Origin of the sequence: Aquaspirillum sp. LM1, from assembly GCF_002002905.1 — a bacterium.
Classification (GTDB): Bacteria; Pseudomonadota; Gammaproteobacteria; order Burkholderiales; family Aquaspirillaceae; genus Rivihabitans.
In genome coordinates, this window is sequence record NZ_CP019509.1 from 1479508 (window position 1) to 1497691 (window position 18184).

26 protein-coding genes are annotated in these 18184 nt (G+C 58.8%); 4 read left to right on the plus strand and 22 right to left on the minus strand.

Translation table 11 applies throughout. From position 1 onward, the window contains the following. Nucleotides 1–12: 12 nt before the first annotated feature. The 5 genes from BXU06_RS06320 to BXU06_RS06335 all read right to left on the minus strand — a co-directional run bounded on the left by BXU06_RS06320 (nt 13) and on the right by BXU06_RS06335 (nt 3299). A complete protein-coding gene (locus tag BXU06_RS06320) occupies nt 13–663 on the minus strand; it encodes a histidine phosphatase family protein (RefSeq protein ID WP_077302706.1) in 651 nt (216 codons plus the stop codon). 191 nt (nt 664–854) lie between these two features. Further along, the gene (locus BXU06_RS06325; RefSeq protein ID WP_077297878.1) at nt 855–1136 is read right to left on the minus strand and encodes a DNA-binding transcriptional regulator; all 282 of its coding nucleotides are present in this window, start codon (nt 1134–1136) and stop codon (nt 855–857) included. Then, on the minus strand, nt 1126–1482 hold the full coding sequence (locus BXU06_RS06330) for an L-histidine N(alpha)-methyltransferase (RefSeq protein ID WP_216352549.1): 357 nt from the start codon (nt 1480–1482) through the stop codon (nt 1126–1128). Before BXU06_RS06330 ends, BXU06_RS06325 begins: the two co-directional genes overlap by 11 nt. Nucleotides 1483–1586: 104 nt before the next feature. Continuing rightward, nucleotides 1587–1940 carry a hypothetical protein gene (locus BXU06_RS17320; RefSeq protein WP_150125124.1) on the minus strand — a complete coding sequence of 118 codons (354 nt, stop codon included), beginning with the start codon at nt 1938–1940 and terminating at the stop codon, nt 1587–1589. Nucleotides 1941–2075: 135 nt separating this feature from the next. Beyond that, on the minus strand, nt 2076–3299 hold the full coding sequence (locus BXU06_RS06335; protein ID WP_077297882.1) for an IS110 family transposase: 1224 nt from the start codon (nt 3297–3299) through the stop codon (nt 2076–2078). A 147-nt stretch (nt 3300–3446) separates the two neighbouring features. On the opposite strand from BXU06_RS06335, the gene BXU06_RS06340 reads away from it, so the two are divergent. Together BXU06_RS06340 and BXU06_RS06345 are read left to right on the plus strand one after the other, a co-directional pair. Beyond that, complete coding sequence (locus tag BXU06_RS06340) at nt 3447–4583, plus strand: ISAs1 family transposase (RefSeq protein ID WP_077297545.1); 1137 nt, start codon at nt 3447–3449, stop codon at nt 4581–4583. A gap of 65 nt (nt 4584–4648) precedes the next feature. Continuing rightward, nucleotides 4649–4939: a DUF4351 domain-containing protein gene (locus tag BXU06_RS06345; RefSeq protein WP_077297884.1), complete on the plus strand. Its 291-nt coding sequence runs from the start codon at nt 4649–4651 to the stop codon at nt 4937–4939. A gap of 7 nt (nt 4940–4946) precedes the next feature. On the opposite strand, the gene BXU06_RS06350 is transcribed toward BXU06_RS06345, so the two are convergent. The 3 genes from BXU06_RS06350 to BXU06_RS17325 are packed head-to-tail and all read right to left on the minus strand — an operon-like array spanning nt 4947 to nt 7160. Further along, nucleotides 4947–5693 (minus strand): LytTR family DNA-binding domain-containing protein, encoded by a 747-nt coding sequence (locus tag BXU06_RS06350; RefSeq protein WP_077297886.1) that lies wholly within the window; start codon nt 5691–5693, stop codon nt 4947–4949. Further along, nucleotides 5668–6747 (minus strand): sensor histidine kinase, encoded by a 1080-nt coding sequence (locus BXU06_RS06355; RefSeq protein WP_171982131.1) that lies wholly within the window; start codon nt 6745–6747, stop codon nt 5668–5670. The genes BXU06_RS06350 and BXU06_RS06355 overlap by 26 nt, the downstream gene beginning before the upstream one ends. An 11-nt stretch (nt 6748–6758) precedes the next feature. Beyond that, entirely contained in the window at nt 6759–7160 is a 402-nt protein-coding gene (locus tag BXU06_RS17325) for a DUF2306 domain-containing protein (RefSeq protein WP_150125126.1), read from the minus strand. Between the two features lie 258 nt (nt 7161–7418). On the opposite strand from BXU06_RS17325, the gene BXU06_RS06360 reads away from it, so the two are divergent. Together BXU06_RS06360 and BXU06_RS06365 are read left to right on the plus strand one after the other, a co-directional pair. After that, nucleotides 7419–7634, plus strand: coding sequence for a hypothetical protein (locus BXU06_RS06360; protein ID WP_077297889.1), 216 nt, complete (start codon nt 7419–7421; stop codon nt 7632–7634). A 66-nt stretch (nt 7635–7700) separates the two neighbouring features. Then, nucleotides 7701–8558 carry a helix-turn-helix domain-containing protein gene (locus BXU06_RS06365; RefSeq protein WP_077297891.1) on the plus strand — a complete coding sequence of 286 codons (858 nt, stop codon included), beginning with the start codon at nt 7701–7703 and terminating at the stop codon, nt 8556–8558. Between the two features lie 432 nt (nt 8559–8990). On the opposite strand, the gene dut is transcribed toward BXU06_RS06365, so the two are convergent. The 14 genes from dut to BXU06_RS06425 form a co-directional block, all read right to left on the minus strand. Further along, a complete protein-coding gene (gene dut, locus BXU06_RS06370; protein WP_077297893.1) occupies nt 8991–9443 on the minus strand; it encodes a dUTP diphosphatase in 453 nt (150 codons plus the stop codon). Between the two features lie 163 nt (nt 9444–9606). Then, nucleotides 9607–10743, minus strand: a complete 1137-nt coding sequence (locus BXU06_RS06375; RefSeq protein WP_077297895.1) for an ISAs1 family transposase — start codon at nt 10741–10743, stop codon at nt 9607–9609. 193 nt (nt 10744–10936) lie between these two features. Continuing rightward, a complete protein-coding gene (locus tag BXU06_RS06380; RefSeq protein WP_150125127.1) occupies nt 10937–11206 on the minus strand; it encodes a hypothetical protein in 270 nt (89 codons plus the stop codon). Between the two features lie 96 nt (nt 11207–11302). Further along, entirely contained in the window at nt 11303–11785 is a 483-nt protein-coding gene (locus BXU06_RS17330) for a hypothetical protein (protein WP_150125128.1), read from the minus strand. A gap of 6 nt (nt 11786–11791) precedes the next feature. Further along, complete coding sequence (locus BXU06_RS06385; RefSeq protein ID WP_077297899.1) at nt 11792–12859, minus strand: protein kinase; 1068 nt, start codon at nt 12857–12859, stop codon at nt 11792–11794. Nucleotides 12860–13233: 374 nt separating this feature from the next. Continuing rightward, nucleotides 13234–13980: a hypothetical protein gene (locus tag BXU06_RS06390; protein WP_077297901.1), complete on the minus strand. Its 747-nt coding sequence runs from the start codon at nt 13978–13980 to the stop codon at nt 13234–13236. Nucleotides 13981–13983: 3 nt separating this feature from the next. After that, nucleotides 13984–14202, minus strand: a complete 219-nt coding sequence (locus tag BXU06_RS06395; protein ID WP_150125129.1) for a hypothetical protein — start codon at nt 14200–14202, stop codon at nt 13984–13986. Between the two features lie 12 nt (nt 14203–14214). Further along, on the minus strand, nt 14215–14385 hold the full coding sequence (locus BXU06_RS17670) for a hypothetical protein (protein WP_171982132.1): 171 nt from the start codon (nt 14383–14385) through the stop codon (nt 14215–14217). 138 nt (nt 14386–14523) lie between these two features. Then, entirely contained in the window at nt 14524–15315 is a 792-nt protein-coding gene (locus BXU06_RS06400) for a hydroxypyruvate isomerase family protein (RefSeq protein ID WP_077297905.1), read from the minus strand. Between the two features lie 131 nt (nt 15316–15446). Further along, nucleotides 15447–16223, minus strand: coding sequence for a peptidylprolyl isomerase (locus BXU06_RS06405; protein ID WP_077297907.1), 777 nt, complete (start codon nt 16221–16223; stop codon nt 15447–15449). A gap of 21 nt (nt 16224–16244) precedes the next feature. Continuing rightward, nucleotides 16245–17039: a peptidylprolyl isomerase gene (locus BXU06_RS06410; protein ID WP_077297909.1), complete on the minus strand. Its 795-nt coding sequence runs from the start codon at nt 17037–17039 to the stop codon at nt 16245–16247. A 23-nt stretch (nt 17040–17062) separates the two neighbouring features. Continuing rightward, entirely contained in the window at nt 17063–17347 is a 285-nt protein-coding gene (locus tag BXU06_RS06415; RefSeq protein ID WP_253189536.1) for a BolA family transcriptional regulator, read from the minus strand. A gap of 4 nt (nt 17348–17351) precedes the next feature. Next, the gene (locus tag BXU06_RS06420) at nt 17352–17648 is read right to left on the minus strand and encodes a YciI family protein (RefSeq protein ID WP_077297913.1); all 297 of its coding nucleotides are present in this window, start codon (nt 17646–17648) and stop codon (nt 17352–17354) included. Then, a complete protein-coding gene (locus BXU06_RS06425) occupies nt 17648–18181 on the minus strand; it encodes a septation protein A (RefSeq protein ID WP_077297915.1) in 534 nt (177 codons plus the stop codon). The genes BXU06_RS06420 and BXU06_RS06425 overlap by 1 nt, the downstream gene beginning before the upstream one ends. Nucleotides 18182–18184 lie beyond the last annotated feature (3 nt).

Consider the following 18184-nt stretch of genomic DNA (forward strand, 5'->3'; position numbering starts at 1 on the left):
CTGTTGGGTGGGTCAGATTTCATCAAGCGCCGCGCCATCCAGATGACGAGTGTCGGCCCAGAGTTCAATCCGCCAGCCGCTGGCATCGTGCACCAGCCAGTTCAGCGCGGCATTGGGAATCGGGAAATTACGTGGGTGGCTGCTGGGCAGGCGGTGAACCTGCCGGTAAATGATGTCCAGCACGCCACCGTGGGTGACCACCAGCCAGGTATGGCCGCTGGCCTGCATGGCCAGCTGGTTCAGGCAGTCCATCACCCTGGCGTGATGGTCGGCAAACGATTCCCCGCCCACCTCTGGCCGCCAGTCTGGCGGGCCACTGCGCAGCAGGGCAAACGCCTGCGGATGCTGGCTGCACGCCTGGTCTGGCGTCAGCCCCTGAAAACAGCCATAGTGGCGCTCGCGCAGCGCCGGGGTGTAGCGCACCGCCAGCTCCGGCTGATGCGCCAGCAGCGGGGCCACGGTTTGCCGGGTGCGGCTGAGGTCGCTACACAGACAGCCGGCAAACGCATGCTGCACCAGCCCCCGCGCCAACTGACGCGCCTGGGCGTGGCCAACCGCATTCAGCGGGATATCCAGATGCCCCTGCAAGCGGCGGGCGGCATTCCAGTCGGTTTCGCCATGGCGCACCAGGCACAGGCGGGTGGGAGCAAGGTCAGCAGTCATGGCCGGGATGATAGCAAACTGTGGCGGGAGGTGGTGCGGTACGACCAGCACTTGCCGCAACACCGGCTGCAGGATTCAGACGCTGATTCTGGCGATGAAGCTGTGGTGGGGAAATAAGATGGGGTTGTTTAAAAAAGCTGTGAGTCATCGTGCGGGAATTGACAGCTAAACAGTTAGGCGACACACCACACTTATGCACGCAATTCACGCAAAACCTCAGGATGAGTAACGGCAACTTGAAGCAGTGTTTTAGCAGCACCTGTTGGTGATCTGCGCCCTTGCTCCCAGTCTTGTAGCGTACGCGTGGAGACACCCAGCAGCAAAGCAAACGCCTGTTGAGACAGGCCCATTTTGGCGCGAGCCTCAGCCGCTTCTGGTAACTTGACTTGAGTGGTTCGGGCGGCTTCGCCGCGTTTCATCTGTTTGACAGATTCAAGCAGATCACTTTGGAATTTTTGCATTTCAGATGACATCTTCAACTCCTTGCTTCAACTTCACCAAGAAAGATGTGGGGAGATTGTCAAACTTGGCTTTTTTGTAGACGATCAAGAGCCAAATTGTTTGGGTACTCGCATTGAAGTAAATCACTCTAGCACCACCACGTTTGCCTTGTCCTGCAGAAGACCATCGAACCTTACGGCAGCCACCGCTGCCACGGATCACGTCACCAGCTTCGGGATTCGCGGCGATCCAGTTGATAAATTCAACACGCTCGGCTTCCGACCAGACTTCGCTGGCATAGCGCTGAAAGATGGCGGTTTCGGCAACTGTTCTCACAGAGTGTGTATATACGGCATTGCCGTATTTTTTGCAAGCCACTTTGCTAACCACTGCGGCTGAATTGTGTTGCCTAACGTATAGTTGACAGTTGAGCAGCCTGCGCGGCTTTTCGCGCAGGTCCGCTCGAACGTAGTGTTAGAAGCCTATTTTTTCTCGCCTGCTGGCGTAGAGGGAGTTGCTGGAGCCGCAGCCGGGGTAGGAACCGAATTTGTGGGGCTGAGTTTTGATATTCCCTCAATGCTCAGCTTTGCGATACTAACATTTGATGGAGCCATGTTAGCGACACCATTAATTGACTCGCGCAAAGCAGTTTTCTGGGGTGTCTGGGATTTTTCCTCAGTCATTTTTTGCTCCTTTTCTTGGTAAGAGTGGACAGCAGTTGAAATACCAATAAGCACCGAAAGCAGAACGCCCAGTAGAAAAGCGGCAAGGGTAACCGTATCGAGTATCACCAGAAGAGGGTCGGAGGTTTCACTTCCTTGAACAACCCCCTCCAAGTGCCTTGCATTCCTACGGAATATCCATAGTAGCGCTCCCAAGCATGAAATGAACGCTATTAGCGTGAAAGAGCCCACCACCAGGACGAGCGCCACCCTGGCCCGAAGGCCATGTAAAAAAACGCCCATGCAGAATCAGGCGCAGGCTGGCGTGATAAAACCAAATTTAGTCAGCGCCTTGATCCAGCGTGGGGCGTTGCGCTGAACAGAGAGCGCCTCGTAATCCGTCGCGCAATCCCGGTAATGCTCGCGCCGCTTGAGCATGAAGAACAGCGTGCGCAGAATTTTGTGACCAATTGCAATAATGGCGCGTTTGTAGCCACGCCTGACCACAAGAGCCTGGAACTTCGACTTGAACACCGATGTGGTGCGACTGGCGGCATGCGCAAACTCGCACAGCAGGCGGCGCACATATGGGTTGCCCTTGCGGGTGTGGCCTGACTTGCGCTTGCCCGCCGACTCGTTGTTGCCCGGGCAAACGCCAACCCACGAAGCCAAACGATCTGCGCTGCCGAAGGCGCCCATGTCCGAGCCAATTTCCACCAACAGCATCGCCGCGCCGATCAGGTCAACGCCAGGGATCGTTTGCAGCAGCGCCAGCGTGCCCCGCTCGGATTCAAGCCCAGCCAGCAATCGGACGTCGAAGCGGTCGATCCTAGCTTCGATCTCCTCAATATGCTGCATCAGTTCGTCGAGCACGAAGCGGTGACTGGCGGTCAGATCGCCTTGTAGGGCATCGAAGATCTCCTCACGGCTGGCCTTCAGTCGGCGGCTGGCCAGGTTGATCACCTGCTGTGGGGCTTGCCCGGCGATGATCGCCTTGACCATGGCGCGGGCAGATTGCCCATGCAGATCGCTGACCACTACGCCAAGGCGAATTCCACTGTCGGTCAGCACTTTGTGCAGCCGGTTCTTCTCAGAGGCCAGTTGGCCAACCAGTTTCTGTCGCTGACGGGCAATCAGGCGCAATTCGCGCAATGCTGCAGGCGGGACAAACGAGGCGCGCAACAAACCGGCCCGCGCCAGCATCGCCAGCCAATGGGCATCGCCCACATCGGTCTTGCGGCCAGGGACATGCTTGACGTGGCGGGCATTCACCACCTTGGCGCGGATGCCGACTGCCTCCAGCGCGGCATACGGGCTCTTCCAGTAGATGCCGGTGCTCTCCATCACGACTTCATCCGGGTGCAAGGAAGCGGCCCAATCCGCGAGTTCCCGGCGGTCGCGGGCAAAGCCGCCAAACTGCCGCTGCTCGATGCGCGTGCTGCCATCGGGTTGCTGAATCAATGCGCAGGCGGTGATTTGCGCCTGATGGACGTCGAGTCCGATGACGCATTTGTACAGTGCTGACAGTTCCATGGCGCTTCCTATCGATTTACACTTGAGGATGGAAGGAGGCCAGGGCAATCGCATGAATGCCATTGCCCTAACGCCTACAAGCCATGACGCCCCAGACTGTTCACCTGCCCCTGATTTGTGTAGCGTCCCGCTTTTTGGGAGCGACTCATGGAGACAGAAGGCAAGTTGCAGCTAGCGGATGTGTTTGTCTCCATCACCGACCCTCGCCAAACCCGCAAGACACGGCACGATCTGGTCGAAGTGCTCGTGGTCGCCGTCAACGGCGTACTGGCCGGTGCCGACACCTTCGTCGAGATCGAAGCCTGGGCCAACGAGAAACTGACATGGTTTCGTCGCTATCTCAAGCTGGAACACGGCATTCCCTCTCATGACACGTTTGGGCGGCTGTTCGGGCTGATTGATCCAACAGAATTCGAGTCTGCCTTTCAACGCTGGGTTCGCAGCATACTGCCCGCTCTGGCTGCTCAGGATGTGGTGGCAATCGACGGCAAAACCAGCCGACGCTCCGGCAAGGTGGACGCCACCGCACTGCATCTGGTCAGCGCCTTTGCCGCCGGGGCCGGGCTGGTGATGGGACAAACGGCAACGGCAAAAAAATCCAATGAAAAAACCGCCATCCCGACGCTGCTCAATACCCTGGCGCTGGAAGGTTGCATCGTGACCATCGACGCGATGGGCACGCAAACCAACATTGCCCAGGCCATCCGCGACAAGAAAGCTGACTATGTTCTGGCGGTCAAGGACAACCACCCTACGCTCGCCGACTCAATGCGCGACTTCTTCACACAGTTCCAATCTGCCCCGGCGGAACAAACCCCGCACAGCTTTCATGAGCAGATAGAGAAGGATCACGGACGTATTGAACATCGTCGCTGCTACGTCTTCGACCAACTGGATTGTCTGTACAAACCAACGCAATGGCCTGATTTATATGCTTTTGTGGTGATGGATTCAGAGCGTCTGGTCAAAGGCAAAACCACCCGCGAGCAGCGCTACTACCTCACCAGTCTGGCAGCGGATGCACAACGCCTGGCGCATGCCATCAGGGCGCATTGGTCAGTTGAGAACCGCCTGCACTGGTGCATGGACGTGGTGTTTGGTGATGATCAGATGCGTGCCCGTACGGGCCATGCCGCGCACAACCTGGCGGTGCTCAAGCACATCACGCTGAATCTGATTCGGCTGGATCCGATTCCGCGCAAGGGGGGCATCAAGGTGCGCCGACTGATTGCGGCGACGTCGGATGAATACCGTGAGCAGCTCTTCGGACTTGGGCGGGCGTGAATTCATGCGATTGCCCTGTCGACCGGGTAGTGGCGCGCTGGATAAAACACCGGTTGCAGAACAGAATGCCCGGACTGGCCGTGCCCGATGCCGAAGAGTTGACGAAAGGGATGGACATGCTGGAAACCCATATTGACCGCTGGGAAGCGCAGGCGATTGCCAAGGGCATGCTTCAGGGGATGCAACAGGGTGAAGCGTGGCTGTTGCAACGACACCTGAGCCGCCGTTTCAGCCCGCTACCGGCAGCACGACTGGCCAGTCTTGCCACCGCCACCCCCGCCCAGTTGGAAACCTGGGGCGGCCGGGTGCTGGATGCCACCTCGCTGGACGAGGTGTTTGGCGAAACACGGCACTGACCGAGGTTCACCCCTGTCGGAACAAATGCACATACTGCGCCGCCACCGGCAGCCGTTCTGGCCGGGTAGTCAGGCTGAGCTGCCATTTGCCGCGTTCGTCACGGTGGGCGGCGCTGACGTGGCGGATATTGACCAGAATGCTGCGGTGAATCAGCCAGAAATATTCCGGGTCGAGCTGGGTGTGCAGGGTTTTCAGCGAGGTGCGCAGCCAGTGTTCGCCATCGGCGGTCAGCACCCGCACATATTTGTCTGCCGCTTCCAGGTACACCACGCTGTCGCTGGCAATCAGCTGCACAGTATCGCCCTGGCCGGCGCGCAAAAAGCGCAGCGGCACCTGGCCTGGCGGCAGGCTGGCAGGCGGCGGCGGGGCGTCGGGGCAGGCGGTAGGCAGCAGGGTTTTCAGCCGTGCCACGGTGGCGGCCAGGCGCAGCGGATCGACCGGCTTGCACAGATAGTCCACCGCCGCCACGCCAAATGCTTCCAGCGCATGGTCCTGGTAGGCGGTGACAAACACCACCCTGGGCGCATCGGTCTTGCCCAGCTGATGCTGGGCCAGCAGCAGGCCATCCAGGCCGGGCATGCGGATATCCAGAAACACCACGTCCGGGCGCAGCTGTTCGATGGCGTCGCGGGCCGACAGCCCGTCATGCCACAAGCCCAGACACTGGGCGTCGGGCCAGGCCACCGCCAGGCGCTGGGCCAGGCGCTCAGCCAGCCGGGGTTCGTCATCAACAATCAGGTAGCGTGGCGTCATGGGTCGTGAGCGGGAGAACAGGCAGGGTCAGTTGGGCACAGGTGCCGTGCGGGCTGAGCGCATCCAGCGCCAGGCTGGCGTCAGGGCCATACAGGGCTTGCAGCCGGGCGCGCAGATTGCTTAGCCCGACCCCGCCGCCAGGGTGGCGGCAGGGGGCATGCAGGCCGGCACCATTGTCGCGCACGCTCAGGGTCAGCGTGCGCCCATCGCTGTCGGCGTGGATCTCGATGCAGCCGCCCGCCACGCAAGGTTCGATGCCGTGGCGCACGGCGTTTTCCACCAGCGGTTGCAGCAGCATGGGCGGCAATGGGCAGGCAGCGGCGGCGGCGGAGATGTCCAACTGCCAGCGCAGGCGCGGGCCAAAGCGCACGCGCAGGATTTCCAGATAAGGTTCGATCAGGGCGATTTCATCGGCCACGCAGGCATGCTCGCGCCGGGTGGCCGATAGGGCACCGCGCAAGTAGCGGGTTAGATGGTCCAGCAGTTGCTGGGCCTGCGCCAGCTCGGCTGGCGACAGCAGCGCGTCCAGATGGGCCAGGGTGTTGAACAAAAAATGCGGTTCAATCTGCGCCTGCAGCAGGCGCAGTTCGGCCAGGGTTTGTCCGCGTTGTGCCTGCTCGGCGTGCAGCCGCGCTTCGGCCAGCCGCGCGCGTTGCCACAGCCATAGCGAAATCAGGCAGCTGGCAACCATGGCAATCCCCAGCACCACCAGCTGGTGGGTAATCGCCGAAGGATGCTCGAACAGCCCCAGGTCGGGCGGTAGGCCGGTGAGCCAGTTGGCCAGCGATGCGCCGGCCAGCGTGCCCAGCGGAATTACCGTGATCATCATCAGCACAAACTTGGATAAGGGCGGCCATGAGCAATGAGCCCAGAACGTGCGGCGCAGCAGTTCTTCCAGCAGGGTGATGCTGCTGCCAATCAGGTGGCTGTATACCAGGTTGACCCACAGCGGCGTGCCGGACAGCAGGGACAGCATCACCGCCAGCAGGGTGTCGAACACCAGCAGGCTGATGACAATTTCCCGTGTCGAGACAAACATCGGCGATTGCGTCATGCGGCAGTGGATCATAGGGTATGCCATAGCCAGCGCCCCAGCAGCCGGTCTGGGGTCAGGGTAAACACAAACGCCACCGTCAGCCCGACCATCAGCCCGCGCATGGCCTGGCGGTGTGCCTGCACCCGGCCGCGCCACAGGCTCCACATGCCCATGGCCAGACCCAGCACGGTCCACCCCGACAGCAGATGGATCCACGACAAATGGCCCCGGCTCTGAATCCAGAACGACCCCAGCGCGGTCACCAGCATGGCCCCCACCCAGCTGCCGCCCAGCACCCGGTGCAATGGCGTGCCTTTGCGCAGCGACAGCAGCACCAGCCCGCAAAGCAGGCTGTATCCCGCCGCCAGGACGTGGGTGGCAATCACCGGCGACAGGCTGCGCCATAAATCGGGCAAGGTATTCTGCAACATGGGCGACTCCTGCAAGGCTTGGTCATTCAATCACCCGCGCAGTGTGCCATGTTGCGTGGCATTTGCCAGCCAGCAGGTGACCAAACCCGGCCAGGGCGGCGTGAAGCAGGGTGATGACAGCGCGAAATGGCGGACAGCGGTTTCGCGCCGGCCTGAGCCCACTTGGCGCAAGATGGCGCGGTTTGGTCGCACCGCACTGGGCAGGCGTGCGGGGGGTGGGCAAGCTGGTGGCAATCTTCCTGAACAAGGCCCCACATCATGGACACCCGCTCCCTGCTGACCCAGTGGCTCTCCCATCCCCAGCTCAGCCAGTGGCCCGCCGAATGGCGCGCGCTATTGTGCGTCAGCGCCGCCAAACTGCGCCAGGCCGATGGCCGGCCAGAGCTTGCCGGACGCTGGCTGAAACGCGCCAGAAGCCTGACCCGCCATCCGCTGACCCTGCGGGAGATCCAGCAACTGGAAGCCGGCTATTGACGCTGCGGCTGTCAATGGGTAAATCAGCGTATATCGCCATGCACGCACGCCAACAGGAGGCGCTGGATGTCCATTTCGGTATTTGCCCATTTTGCCCCCTTGAGCCCACTGATTGGCGACGTGCTGGCCGCCACCCTGCCCGGCGGGCCGTATCAGTTGCCCGCCACCTTGCAGCCGATGCTGCTGGTGATCCTGCATGGGGAAATCCGCCTGCGCGCATGGCCCGAGCAGCCGCTGGCCCAGGCACGGCGTTTGCCGATGCTCAGCGTGTGCGGGGCCACCACCGGGATACGCTACGCCTGGGCCACGCCAGGGACGCAGATTTTGCTGGCGTCGGTGCAGCCAGGGCAACTGCCCCGGCTGTTTGGTGTATCCGGGCTGGCGGTAATGGAAGATTGTGTGCCGCTGGAGGCGCTGCTGCCGCCGGGCTGGGCCAGCGAATGGGCCGAACAGCTGCTGCAGGCCACCACTGCAGCGCAACAGCGCCGGCAGCTGGAACAGGGTCTGTGGCGGCTGCACACCCACCATGGCCAGCGGCCAGCTGACCTGGCGCTGCCTGCGCCTTTGCTGGCCCGACCACTGCTTGAACTGGCCGATATATTCAGCCTGAGCCCACGCCAGTTTGAGCGGCAGTTTTTGCGCAGCTACGGCCAGAGCCTGCGCGCCTTTCGCCAGCAGGCGCGCTGGAGCCAGATGCTGATCCACCAGGTATTTGGCCGCCAGACGCTGGCACGCTGGGCCGATATTGCCGCCGACCAGGCGTATTGCGACCAGGCGCACCTGAGCCGGGACATGCGCCGGTTTGCCGGCTACACCCCGGCGCACCTGAGCCGCCAGCTGGCCGCCGACGACCCGGCGCTATGGCCGTACCGACTGAGCCAGGCCGATGCACTGCGCCTGTTTGGCCAGATGGACGGCGCATGAAGCGCTGTGCGTGCCGGCTTCGGGCTTAGGGAAGCGCTGAAAAAATCGTCATTCCCGCGAAGGCGGGAATCCAGGGCGTTGATTTTGCTGGGTTTTGCTTTTGGCAAACACGATTTTTCTGAATCAATCAGCGCGTCCCTAGTAGCCAGTCACGCTGAAACACAAGGGTTCATGTCGCCACGAAGAACTACTCGCCGCACGACACCGAGTCATTCCCGCGCAGGCGGGAATCCAGGCGTGTCCACAGCGCACAGCGGGGTGAGTTCTCACGAGCGCTTACCTGCGCCATACCCACCGTGCACACTGTGGTGCGGTCTGGGTTCCCGCCTGCGCGGGAACGACACGTCAGATGAAACTCATGCCGAAAACGGTCGAGTCGCCTGTCATTCGGTTCATATCATGGTGACTGGCTACTAGACTTTGAACACGCTCTTAGCGCGTGCCAGTGCTGCCAAAACCGCCTTCGCCACGTTCGCTGGCGGCAAATTCTTCCACCAGATTGAATGTTGCCTGCACCACCGGCACAATCACCAGCTGGGCCATGCGCTCCATCGGCGTCAGGCAGAACGCCGTCTGGCCGCGATTCCACAGCGACACAAACACCTGGCCCTGATAGTCCGAATCAATCAGCCCAACCAGATTGCCCAGCACAATGCCATGCTTGTGACCCAGGCCAGAGCGCGGCAGGATCATTGCCGCATAGCCAGGGTCGGCCAGGTGAATGGCCAGGCCAGTGGGCACCAGATGGGTTTCGCCGGGTTGAATCAGCAAGTCGGCGTCAATGGCGGCGCGCAGGTCCAGCCCAGCGGCACCGGGGGTGGCGTAGGCGGGCAGCTGCTGATGCAGGCGGGCATCCAGGATTTTCAGGTCAACAGTCGGAAACATGGGCGGGCTTTCTTTCGGGCCGCCACCGTCACAGGCGGGCGGCAAAAAAAGGGGTGGAGAATACCTGAGCGGGCCAGGGAAAACCAGCCGGGCCAGCGCATCCCATCACAATAGGCGCAAGATGTGACTCCCGGCAGATCGGGCGCAGGGCAATCGCATGAATTCACGCCCACCCAAGTCCGAAGAGCTGCTCACGGTATTCATCCGACGTCGCCGCAATCAGTCGGCGCACCTTGATGCCCCCCTTGCGTGGAATCGGATCCAGCCGAATCAGATTCAGCGTGATGTGCTTGAGCACCGCCAGGTTGTGCGCGGCGTGGCCCGTACGGGCGCGCATCTGATCATCACCAAACACCACGTCCATGCACCAGTGCAGGCGGTTCTCAACTGACCAATGCGCCCGGATGGCATGCGCCAGGCGTTGTGCATCCGCTGCCAGACTGGTGAGGTAGTAGCGCTGCTCGCGGGTGGTTTTGCCTTTGACCAGACGCTCTGAATCCATCACCACAAAGGCATGCAAATCAGGCCATTGCGTTGGCTTGTACAGACAATCCAGTTGGTCGAAGACGTAGCAGCGACGATGTTCAATACGTCCGTGATCCTTCTCTATCTGCTCATGAAAGCTGTGCGGGGTTTGTTCCGCCGGGGCAGATTGGAACTGTGTGAAGAAGTCGCGCATTGAGTCGGCGAGCGTAGGGTGGTTGTCCTTGACCGCCAGAACATAGTCAGCTTTCTTGTCGCGGATGGCCTGGGCAATGTTGGTTTGCGTGCCCATCGCGTCGATGGTCACGATGCAGCCTTCCAGCGCCAGGGTATTGAGCAGCGTCGGGATGGCGGTTTTTTCATTGGATTTTTTTGCCGTGGCCGTTTGTCCCATCACCAGCCCGGCCCCGGCGGCAAAGGCGCTGACCAGATGCAGTGCGGTGGCGTCCACCTTGCCGGAGCGTCGGCTGGTTTTGCCGTCGATTGCCACCACATCCTGAGCAGCCAGAGCGGGCAGTATGCTGCGAACCCAGCGTTGAAAGGCAGACTCGAACTCTGTTGGATCAATCAGCCCGAACAGCCGCCCAAACGTGTCATGAGAGGGAATGCCGTGTTCCAGCTTGAGATAGCGACGAAACCATGTCAGTTTCTCGTTGGCCCAGGCTTCGATCTCGACGAAGGTGTCGGCTCCGGCCAGTACGCCGTTGACGGCGACCACGAGCCCTTCGACCAGATCGTGCCGTGTCTTGCGGGTTTGGCGAGGGTCGGTGATGGAGACAAACACATCCGCTAGCTGCAACTTGCCTTCTGTCTCCATGAGCCGCTCCCAAAGAGCGGGAAGCTACACAAATCAGGGGCAGGTGAACAGTCTGGGGCGTCATGGCTTGTAGGCGTTAGGGCAATGGCATTCATGCGATTGCCCTGAGATCGGGCGCTGCCCGCACAGCAATACACAGCCAGTGTGCGCGTTAGGGATGCGCTGATTTTGCCAAAAACAAAACCCAGCAAAATCAATATCCTGGATTCCCGCCTTCGCGGGAATGACGATGTACTGCCGCCAGGCCGGGGCCACCCTGCATCAAATCCCCAGCCGGGACATTGATCAGACATAACCGCACGCCGGCATCGGTGCAGGCGGCGGCCAGGGTGTCGGCGGCAATGGATTCATCGGGAAACTGGATTTCCACGGCGATAAACCCGGCGCGTGCGGCAGCAGCGGGACGCTCGGGCCAGGGGAGGGTGGTGAACAGCATGGAGAGCTTGGCGGCGAAGTGAGGCATGGTAGTCTCGGTTAGGGATACGCTGAAAAAATCGTCATTCCCGCGAAGGCGGGAATCCAGGGCGTTGATTTTTCCTGCCATATGTTTTTAGGAAAACTAAATTTCTATCTTTGAAGCCTTAAGCCTATCGCAAATTATCATAATTTCATTTCCTGATTTAATGGCATTATAAATATCGGTGCATTGAAATTCGAGGCGTTCCATCATATCGGGGATGGATTCGCTCTGTGGAGAAAGCTCCACCTCTCCATAGAGGTCGCAACATTTCCGACTCCAGCAAAAAACATAATCTGACAAGGGCTGAATTACACGAACCTCCCCATGCTGAGCATAGTTTGTAGCATTCATATAGTCCCCTGTTACAAATAAAGAGCTTTCACGGAATCTGTAACCAAACCTCTGTTCAAGCCAATTATCGACTTGAATCTGGACATCCAAAGGGGTATCTCGTGGATGTCTATTTTTTGGGGAGGATATCTCTATTACGTGCTCTGCACGCTCCCGACCAAACCCCCTGTAAACAAATAAACCTTTACTGTCGCAAGGCCATGTTATTGCATTGTTTTTTAAATTATTCATAATATTTTAATCGTATTCAGGTTTCGAAGAAAAACGCCATCCTTCAGCAGGTTCATAGTGGGAAGGATTCAGCAGATAACTATGCAATTCATGATGATCTCGTGGAACGAAGTTTTCAATTCTCAAATCCCACATCACTCTTTCTACTATTTGCACATTCATTCTTTCATGCGGGTTTACCTTTATCAATCTGTAAAAAACTTCAGAAAGAAGCGCTGCATGTGGTGTCTCTAGCTGTGCCACAATAGCTTTGCAAGCTCTTGCGATGCCCTCTATTTGCCCATTAATAACTGCTGAGACATAATCGCCGATTCCTTCAAAAACAAAAGCGTCTTTGTGTGTTAGGATTTTATACAGCAACAAGCCCAACGCCCATGAATCATAATTTTCCAAGTGCTGTTCAAGTGGCTTTAAAAACACCTCTGGGGGAGCACTGTAAAATGAGGCTGTAAATTCTCTGCCAATATTTTTATGCAAAATAAACGAAAAGTCTGGGCTATCATCATACATTGGCAGAAACGCTGAATAAGCTTGACCCCAGTCAATTATTTTCACAAAAAAATCTTTAGAGCGCCGTGCGCGCCAATCAATTTCACCTTCTTGCAAAATTATGTTTCCAGGGTGCAAATCTCTATGCTGAGCCATAATAGAGGCAACATAAGACCTAGAGACAGACGATGAAATTCTATGAAAAACCTCCAGTCTCTTGGTTATGTCTGAGCACATCAAAAATCTATCCATCCAGTCTGCTAGAGTTAAGCCATCTGCCTTTTTAGTAATAAAATACAATACATTTCCATGTTCAGCCGATCCGTCATGTAAAATTTTAGAGAAAGAAGACATTCCGGGCGAAAGGCCTTGTTTTAAAATAAAGATCTCATTCTCGAATCGGGCTTTCTCCATCTCGGTTCTAGGAAACAAAAGGAATTTTATAAAAACCGCTTCATTTGTTTCTCTATCTACTCCGTAAAATGCCCAGGAGCTTTTTCCTGAAGAAACTTCTTGAGTAGGCTCATACCTATCTGCCAATAAATGCAAATCGAGCTTTCTTAGAATTTCTAATTTATGATTCATTTTTATCGTACACTTCTTTGGAATATTTTATTTGACATATATTTTATGGTATGATCTTGATGTAGTCTACTCTAAGGATACGCTGAAAAAATCGTCATTCCTGCGAAGGCGGGAATCCAGGGTGTTGATTTTTCTGGGTTTTGCTTTTGGCAAAAACGGTTTTTCTGAATAAATCAGCGCGTCCCTAAAAAACGCCACGGCAAAATTAAAACCATGCGATCGTAACCCCCGCCAATAATTTTTTTAATATTTTATTTTGAGCGGCAAGCAAAAATCAACGAAACGATCCTGGCTAGGCAGTCTAACTGCAGGAGGTATCGGTCGTTCACCAGACAACAAAACAACACCAAAAAGGATTGCGTCAGCCGCTGTTACTACAGCCGCTCCTTGGCTTGTTCCAGCCACTGCACCATCTGCGCATGGGCGGGATCATCCGGCAACAGGCCGCGGGCTTCAGCTGCCTGCAACAGCTGTTCGACCATGGCATGCTGGCGCTCGGCCCGTCGGCGCTTGCCCAGTTGCGCCAGCGCCTCTGCGTCAAAGTCGGCAAAATCGCGCAAACAGGCGCTCAGCCAGGCGTCGGCGGGCACAAAATAATCGCTGCCTTTTACCCGACGAATGCTCTGATTCAGAAATTCGTCAAACTCACCGGCTTGCTCACCGTTATCGGGCAAGCGTCCGTCGTTGTCAGCCACGGCCTGGCGGCAGAGGCGCACCACTTCATTGATATGCGCTTGCACGCTGCGGTCGCTGCCGGCATGAAAGCGAAATGGCCCGTGACTGCGCATCACGCGGTCAAACATCTTGCGCGCAGCAGCCCTATCCATCACGCCGCTATCCTCTGCCAGCCAGAGCAGATGATTGGCGATCCGCTCGTAAAACATGCTCAACAGCGCTTTGCCATCGCCTTTTTTCAGCCCCCAGAACACCATGACAAAGCGGGTGTCGCCGTGCATGGCCACCAGCACCTGCCGACGGGCAATTTTTACCGCGTGCAACTGCCACCCCCATGGCTGCGCGCCCTCTGGCGGCGGAGCATTGTCCACCCAACAGTGTGTCTTGCCCTGATGGGTGGCGGTTAATGCCTCAATGGCGTCTTTTGTGCAATGAAACAACAACATTATTTATTCCAGTCCAACGCTATCGCGTTGCCGTTGTTTGTCTACCGCCGCCGCAATCAGCGGCGTCACCTCATATAAGCCTGCCAGCGTCAGCTTACCCTGCTGATACCTCTGATGCCAGCTGCGCCGTTGCCGCAGCCCCCGTTCGTCGTCGCACAAATGTAGCCGGTGCAGCGTCTGCTGCGCCAGCTCGCGCGAGTCCTCGGGGGTGTTGGCAGGCACGGCCACCAACTGTCATGACGGCAACAGTACCTCAAACCAGCCTGTTTTTACCCAAAGTGGGTCAAGTATCGCCACGGCCTTGCTCTTGCTGCTGTTTGTGGCGGTGCGGTCTGATTCGACGATGGCCACAAGCTGCGCGGCGTCGTCTGCCTGAATTTTTGCTGGGCGCCCCATTTTGGCCATGTGACTTGCTCCCTTAGGGACGCGCTGATTGATTCAGAAAAACCGTTTTTGCCAAAAGCAAAACCCAGCAAAATCAAAGCCCTGGATTCCCGCCTTCGCGGGAATGACGATTTTTTCAGCGTATCCTTAGCTGGCGCATCAGTTCAGCGGCCAGCCGGCGCGCACGTCCAGCGGGGCATGCGGTTCCATCCGGTATTCTGCCGCGCAATAAGTGTCGGGGTAATGCTGGTCAATCAGCGCAAACAGCCTGGGCCAATCCAGCGCGCCACTGCCGGGCGCACCCCGGCCCGGACAATCGGCAAACTGCAGGTGGCCGATGGGCAGCGGCGGCTGGGCCAGTAAGGCTGGCAAATCCTGACCTTCTCGGGCCATATGGTACAGGTCGATTTGCGCATCCAGCAGCGGATGACGCCCCAGCGCCTGCCACACCTCGGCCAGATCCACCGGGGTGTTGAGCAAGAAGCCGGGCATGTCGTGGCGGTTGATTGCCTCCAGACCGACGCGAACGCCCGCTGCCGCAAAGCGCGGCAAGGCTGCGCGCAGATTTGCTACCAGGGTGGCCAGCGCCTCGGCGCGGCTCACTCCCTCGGCCAGCCGCCCGGCCAGTACATTCACCCGCCCCGGTGCCTGCTCACCCAAGGCCGCCAGATAGGCCAGGCACGCGTCCACCGCCTGGGCAAACGCCGCCTCGCGGCCCGGCCCCGCCGCCAAGCCCGGCCCGCCCTGCATTAAATCGCCAGCCGGGACATTGATCAGGCATAACCGTACGCCGGCATCGGTGCAGGCGGCGGCCAGGGTGTCGGCGGCAATGGATTCATAGGGAAACTGGATTTCCACGGCGGTAAACCCGGCGCGAGCGGCAGCAGCGGGGCGCTCGGGCCAGGGGTGGGTGGTGAACAGCATGGAGAGGTTGGCGGCGAAGCGCGGCATGGTGGGTCCTGTTCTTGATGTTTTTCCCCATTTGAATCGGGGGCGAGGGCAGGTCTCAGCACAAAACGGGCGGGCTTTCTTCAGAAAGCCCGCCCGTTGGCCTGCGGCATTTGTGGCTTGGCTGCCCGGTGTTATTCCACCTTGGCCTGCTGCTTGAGCTTGCCCAGGTAAGCATCCAGCTGAGCGCCCTGAATGCGCTGGGCCAGCTGCGGTTTCAGCTCGTCAAACGACGGGCCTTGCGCATCGCGCACGTCAATCAGCTGAATCACATGCCAGCCAAACTGGGTTTTTACCGGTGCGGCGGCCACCTGGCCACGGCTGAGCTTGGTCAGCGCGGTGCTGAACTCGGCCACATAGCTGTCTGCCGGTGCCCAGTCCAGTTCACCGCCCTTGTCCTTGCTGCCGGTGTCTTTCGACACTTCCTTGGCGATGGCGGCAAAGGCCTTGCCCTTTTGCAGGTCAGCCAGAATCTTTTGCGCGTCGGCTTCGTTGTCCACCAGCACATGGCGGGCGCGGTATTCCTTGCGGCTGAACTGGGCAACGACCTTGTCGTATTCGCCGCGCAGCTGGGCTTCGCTCACCGGGTGGGCGCGCATCCAGTCACGCACAAACAGGTTGGCCAGCAGACGGGCGGAGAAGGCGTCGATTTCCGACTTGTATTCTGCCGACTTGTCCAGGCTCTTCTTTTGCGCTTCCTGGCGCAGGATTTCGGTCAGCACCAGCTGGTCACGCACCATGGCGCGCAGCTGCGGAGAGTCGGTCTGGCCTTGCTGTTGCAGTTGCTGCAGCATGGCGTCAACACGGGCTTGCGGCACGGCAGTGCCGTTAACCGAAAACGCCGGTTTGTCAGCCAGCACCGGCAGGGCCAGGGTGGCGGCGATCAGGCCGCACAGAAGCTTGGTACGCATGAAAAGATTTCCTGAATGGGGTTACTGGATTTTGGCTTTGTTGCGCAGCTCGACCAGGGTTTTTTCGATTTGGGCGTTTTGCATCTGACGCGCCAGCTGTTGCTTGGCTTCGTCAAAGCTTGGCACCTTCACGTCACGGATTTCTTCAATCTTGAACACATGAAAGCCCAGTTCGGTTTTAAACGGCTGGGCTGATACCTGGCCCTTGCCAATCGACTTCAGCTCATCGGCCAGCGGCTTGGGCATCATGCCCAGATTGCCCCAGCCCATGTCGCCGCCACTTTGTTTGGCCGCCGGGTCGCGCGATTTGTTACGGGCCAGCTCTTCAAACTTGCCGCCTTTTTTCAGCTGGGCAATCACTTGCTTGGCGTCTTCTTCGCTGCCCAGCACAATCTGGCGGGCTTTGACTTCTTTCTGGCCAACAGTCTGCCCCTTCAGGCGGTCGTATTCGGCCTTGACCTGTGCTTCGGTCACCGGGTTGGCGCGGGCGATGTCTTCAAACAGCGCCTGTTGCAGCAGATCGTTGCGAATGTCTTCCAGGCGCTCCTTGAACTGGGCGCTCTTGTCCAGGCTGCGGCGGCTGGCTTCCTGCAGGATGATCTGGCGGTTGATCAGCTGCTGCTTGAGTTCGGCACGCAGTTCCGGGCTGTCCTTCACCCGGCCATTGCTGCCCTTCACCACGGAATCGGTCAGTTGGTCGAGTTCGGTCTGGGCAATGGCGGTGCCATTGACCACTGCCACCGATTTATCGGCTGCCTGTGCGCCGGCAGCCAGCGACAGCGTCAGCAGCACTGCGGCAATGTGGTTCAAACGCATAAAATCTCCTGAAAAACTTGGGCTCAGAGCTCGTCAGGCGCGTAGGCGCGCAAGCTCAAAGCATGAATATGGGAAGGAATAAGCTCACCTAGCGCGGCGTATACCCGCCGGTGGCGTTCGATGCGGGAGCAGCCGGTAAAGGCCGGCGATACCAGCATCAGGGAAAAATGTCCGCCACCGCCCGCCGCACCGGCATGGCCAGCGTGGGCGGCGCTGTCGTCGTCCAGCTCGACCAGTTCAGGCTGCAACACCGCCAGCCGCTGGAGAATCTGCTCGCGCAGTGGCACAGAATCAGCGTGTAGGGTCACGGGCTCAGAACACCTGTTTGAACGGCAGGATTTCTACCGAAGCATAGACGCCAGCAGCCACATAGGGGTCGGCATCCGCCCAGGCGCGGGCGGCTTCCAGTGAGTCGAAATCGGCAACAATCACGCTGCCGCTGAAACCCGCCGGGCCAGGGTCGGCAGCGTCGATGGCCGGGCAGGGGCCGGCCATTACCAGACGGCCAGCGTCGCGCAGGGCGGTCAGCCGGGCCAGGTGGTCGGGGCGGGCGGCCAGACGTTGGGCCAGAGAGTTGGGCACGTCGCGGCCAATGATGACATAACGCATCAGTTTGGATCTTCCATATAGCGGGACAGGACAATACTTTGCCCGATGACAAACAGCAACATCAAGCCCATGCCGCCAAACAGTTTGAAATTGACCCACACTTCCTCGCTGAAAGTGAAGGCCACATACAGATTGAGCACACCCATGCCGGCAAAAAACGCCACCCAGGCCAGCACCAGGCGCTTCCACACCGGTTCGGGCAGGGTGAGCTGCTTGCCCATGAGCGCCTTGAGCGGCTGCTTGCCCAGCCACTGGCTGACCAGCAGGCCCGCGCCCATCACCCAGTAAAGCACGGTGGGCTTCCACATGATGAAGGCTTTGTCATGAAGCAACAGGGTGGCACCGCCAAGCACGACAATCAGCCCAAGCGACACCCATTGCAGGGTATCCACCTGGCGATGCTTGAACCAGCTGAACGCAACCTGGGCAACGGTGGCGGCCATGGCGACAGCGGTGGCGATATAGATGTCGCGAGTGATGTAGAACGCGGCAAAAAACAGGATGACCGGGAACAGGTCGAAGAGAAATTTCATAGC

Bases quoted from the DNA above. Each gene is read 5' to 3' on its own strand.
- BXU06_RS06380 (WP_150125127.1), bottom strand. From the start codon at position 11,206: ATGCCTCACTTCGCCGCCAAGCTCTCCATGCTGTTCACCACCCTCCCC.
- BXU06_RS06355 (WP_171982131.1), bottom strand. From the start codon at position 6,747: ATGACGCAATCGCCGATGTTTGTCTCGACACGGGAAATTGTCATCAGC.
- BXU06_RS06375 (WP_077297895.1), bottom strand. From the start codon at position 10,743: ATGGAGACAGAAGGCAAGTTGCAGCTAGCGGATGTGTTTGTCTCCATC.
- BXU06_RS06385 (WP_077297899.1), bottom strand. From the start codon at position 12,859: ATGAATCATAAATTAGAAATTCTAAGAAAGCTCGATTTGCATTTATTG.
- BXU06_RS06320 (WP_077302706.1), bottom strand. From the start codon at position 663: ATGACTGCTGACCTTGCTCCCACCCGCCTGTGCCTGGTGCGCCATGGC.
- BXU06_RS06350 (WP_077297886.1), bottom strand. From the start codon at position 5,693: ATGACGCCACGCTACCTGATTGTTGATGACGAACCCCGGCTGGCTGAG.
- BXU06_RS17670 (WP_171982132.1), bottom strand. From the start codon at position 14,385: ATGGCCAAAATGGGGCGCCCAGCAAAAATTCAGGCAGACGACGCCGCG.
- BXU06_RS06405 (WP_077297907.1), bottom strand. From the start codon at position 16,223: ATGCGTACCAAGCTTCTGTGCGGCCTGATCGCCGCCACCCTGGCCCTG.
- BXU06_RS06340 (WP_077297545.1), top strand. From the start codon at position 3,447: ATGGAGACAGAAGGCAAGTTGCAGCTAGCGGATGTGTTTGTCTCCATC.
- BXU06_RS17330 (WP_150125128.1), bottom strand. From the start codon at position 11,785: ATGAATAATTTAAAAAACAATGCAATAACATGGCCTTGCGACAGTAAA.
- BXU06_RS06420 (WP_077297913.1), bottom strand. From the start codon at position 17,648: ATGCGTTATGTCATCATTGGCCGCGACGTGCCCAACTCTCTGGCCCAA.
- BXU06_RS06410 (WP_077297909.1), bottom strand. From the start codon at position 17,039: ATGCGTTTGAACCACATTGCCGCAGTGCTGCTGACGCTGTCGCTGGCT.
- BXU06_RS06335 (WP_077297882.1), bottom strand. From the start codon at position 3,299: ATGGAACTGTCAGCACTGTACAAATGCGTCATCGGACTCGACGTCCAT.
- BXU06_RS06325 (WP_077297878.1), bottom strand. From the start codon at position 1,136: ATGTCATCTGAAATGCAAAAATTCCAAAGTGATCTGCTTGAATCTGTC.
- BXU06_RS06365 (WP_077297891.1), top strand. From the start codon at position 7,701: ATGTCCATTTCGGTATTTGCCCATTTTGCCCCCTTGAGCCCACTGATT.
- BXU06_RS06360 (WP_077297889.1), top strand. From the start codon at position 7,419: ATGGACACCCGCTCCCTGCTGACCCAGTGGCTCTCCCATCCCCAGCTC.
- BXU06_RS06390 (WP_077297901.1), bottom strand. From the start codon at position 13,980: ATGTTGTTGTTTCATTGCACAAAAGACGCCATTGAGGCATTAACCGCC.
- BXU06_RS06400 (WP_077297905.1), bottom strand. From the start codon at position 15,315: ATGCCGCGCTTCGCCGCCAACCTCTCCATGCTGTTCACCACCCACCCC.
- BXU06_RS17325 (WP_150125126.1), bottom strand. From the start codon at position 7,160: ATGTTGCAGAATACCTTGCCCGATTTATGGCGCAGCCTGTCGCCGGTG.
- dut (WP_077297893.1), bottom strand. From the start codon at position 9,443: ATGTTTCCGACTGTTGACCTGAAAATCCTGGATGCCCGCCTGCATCAG.
- BXU06_RS06425 (WP_077297915.1), bottom strand. From the start codon at position 18,181: ATGAAATTTCTCTTCGACCTGTTCCCGGTCATCCTGTTTTTTGCCGCG.
- BXU06_RS06345 (WP_077297884.1), top strand. From the start codon at position 4,649: ATGCCCGGACTGGCCGTGCCCGATGCCGAAGAGTTGACGAAAGGGATG.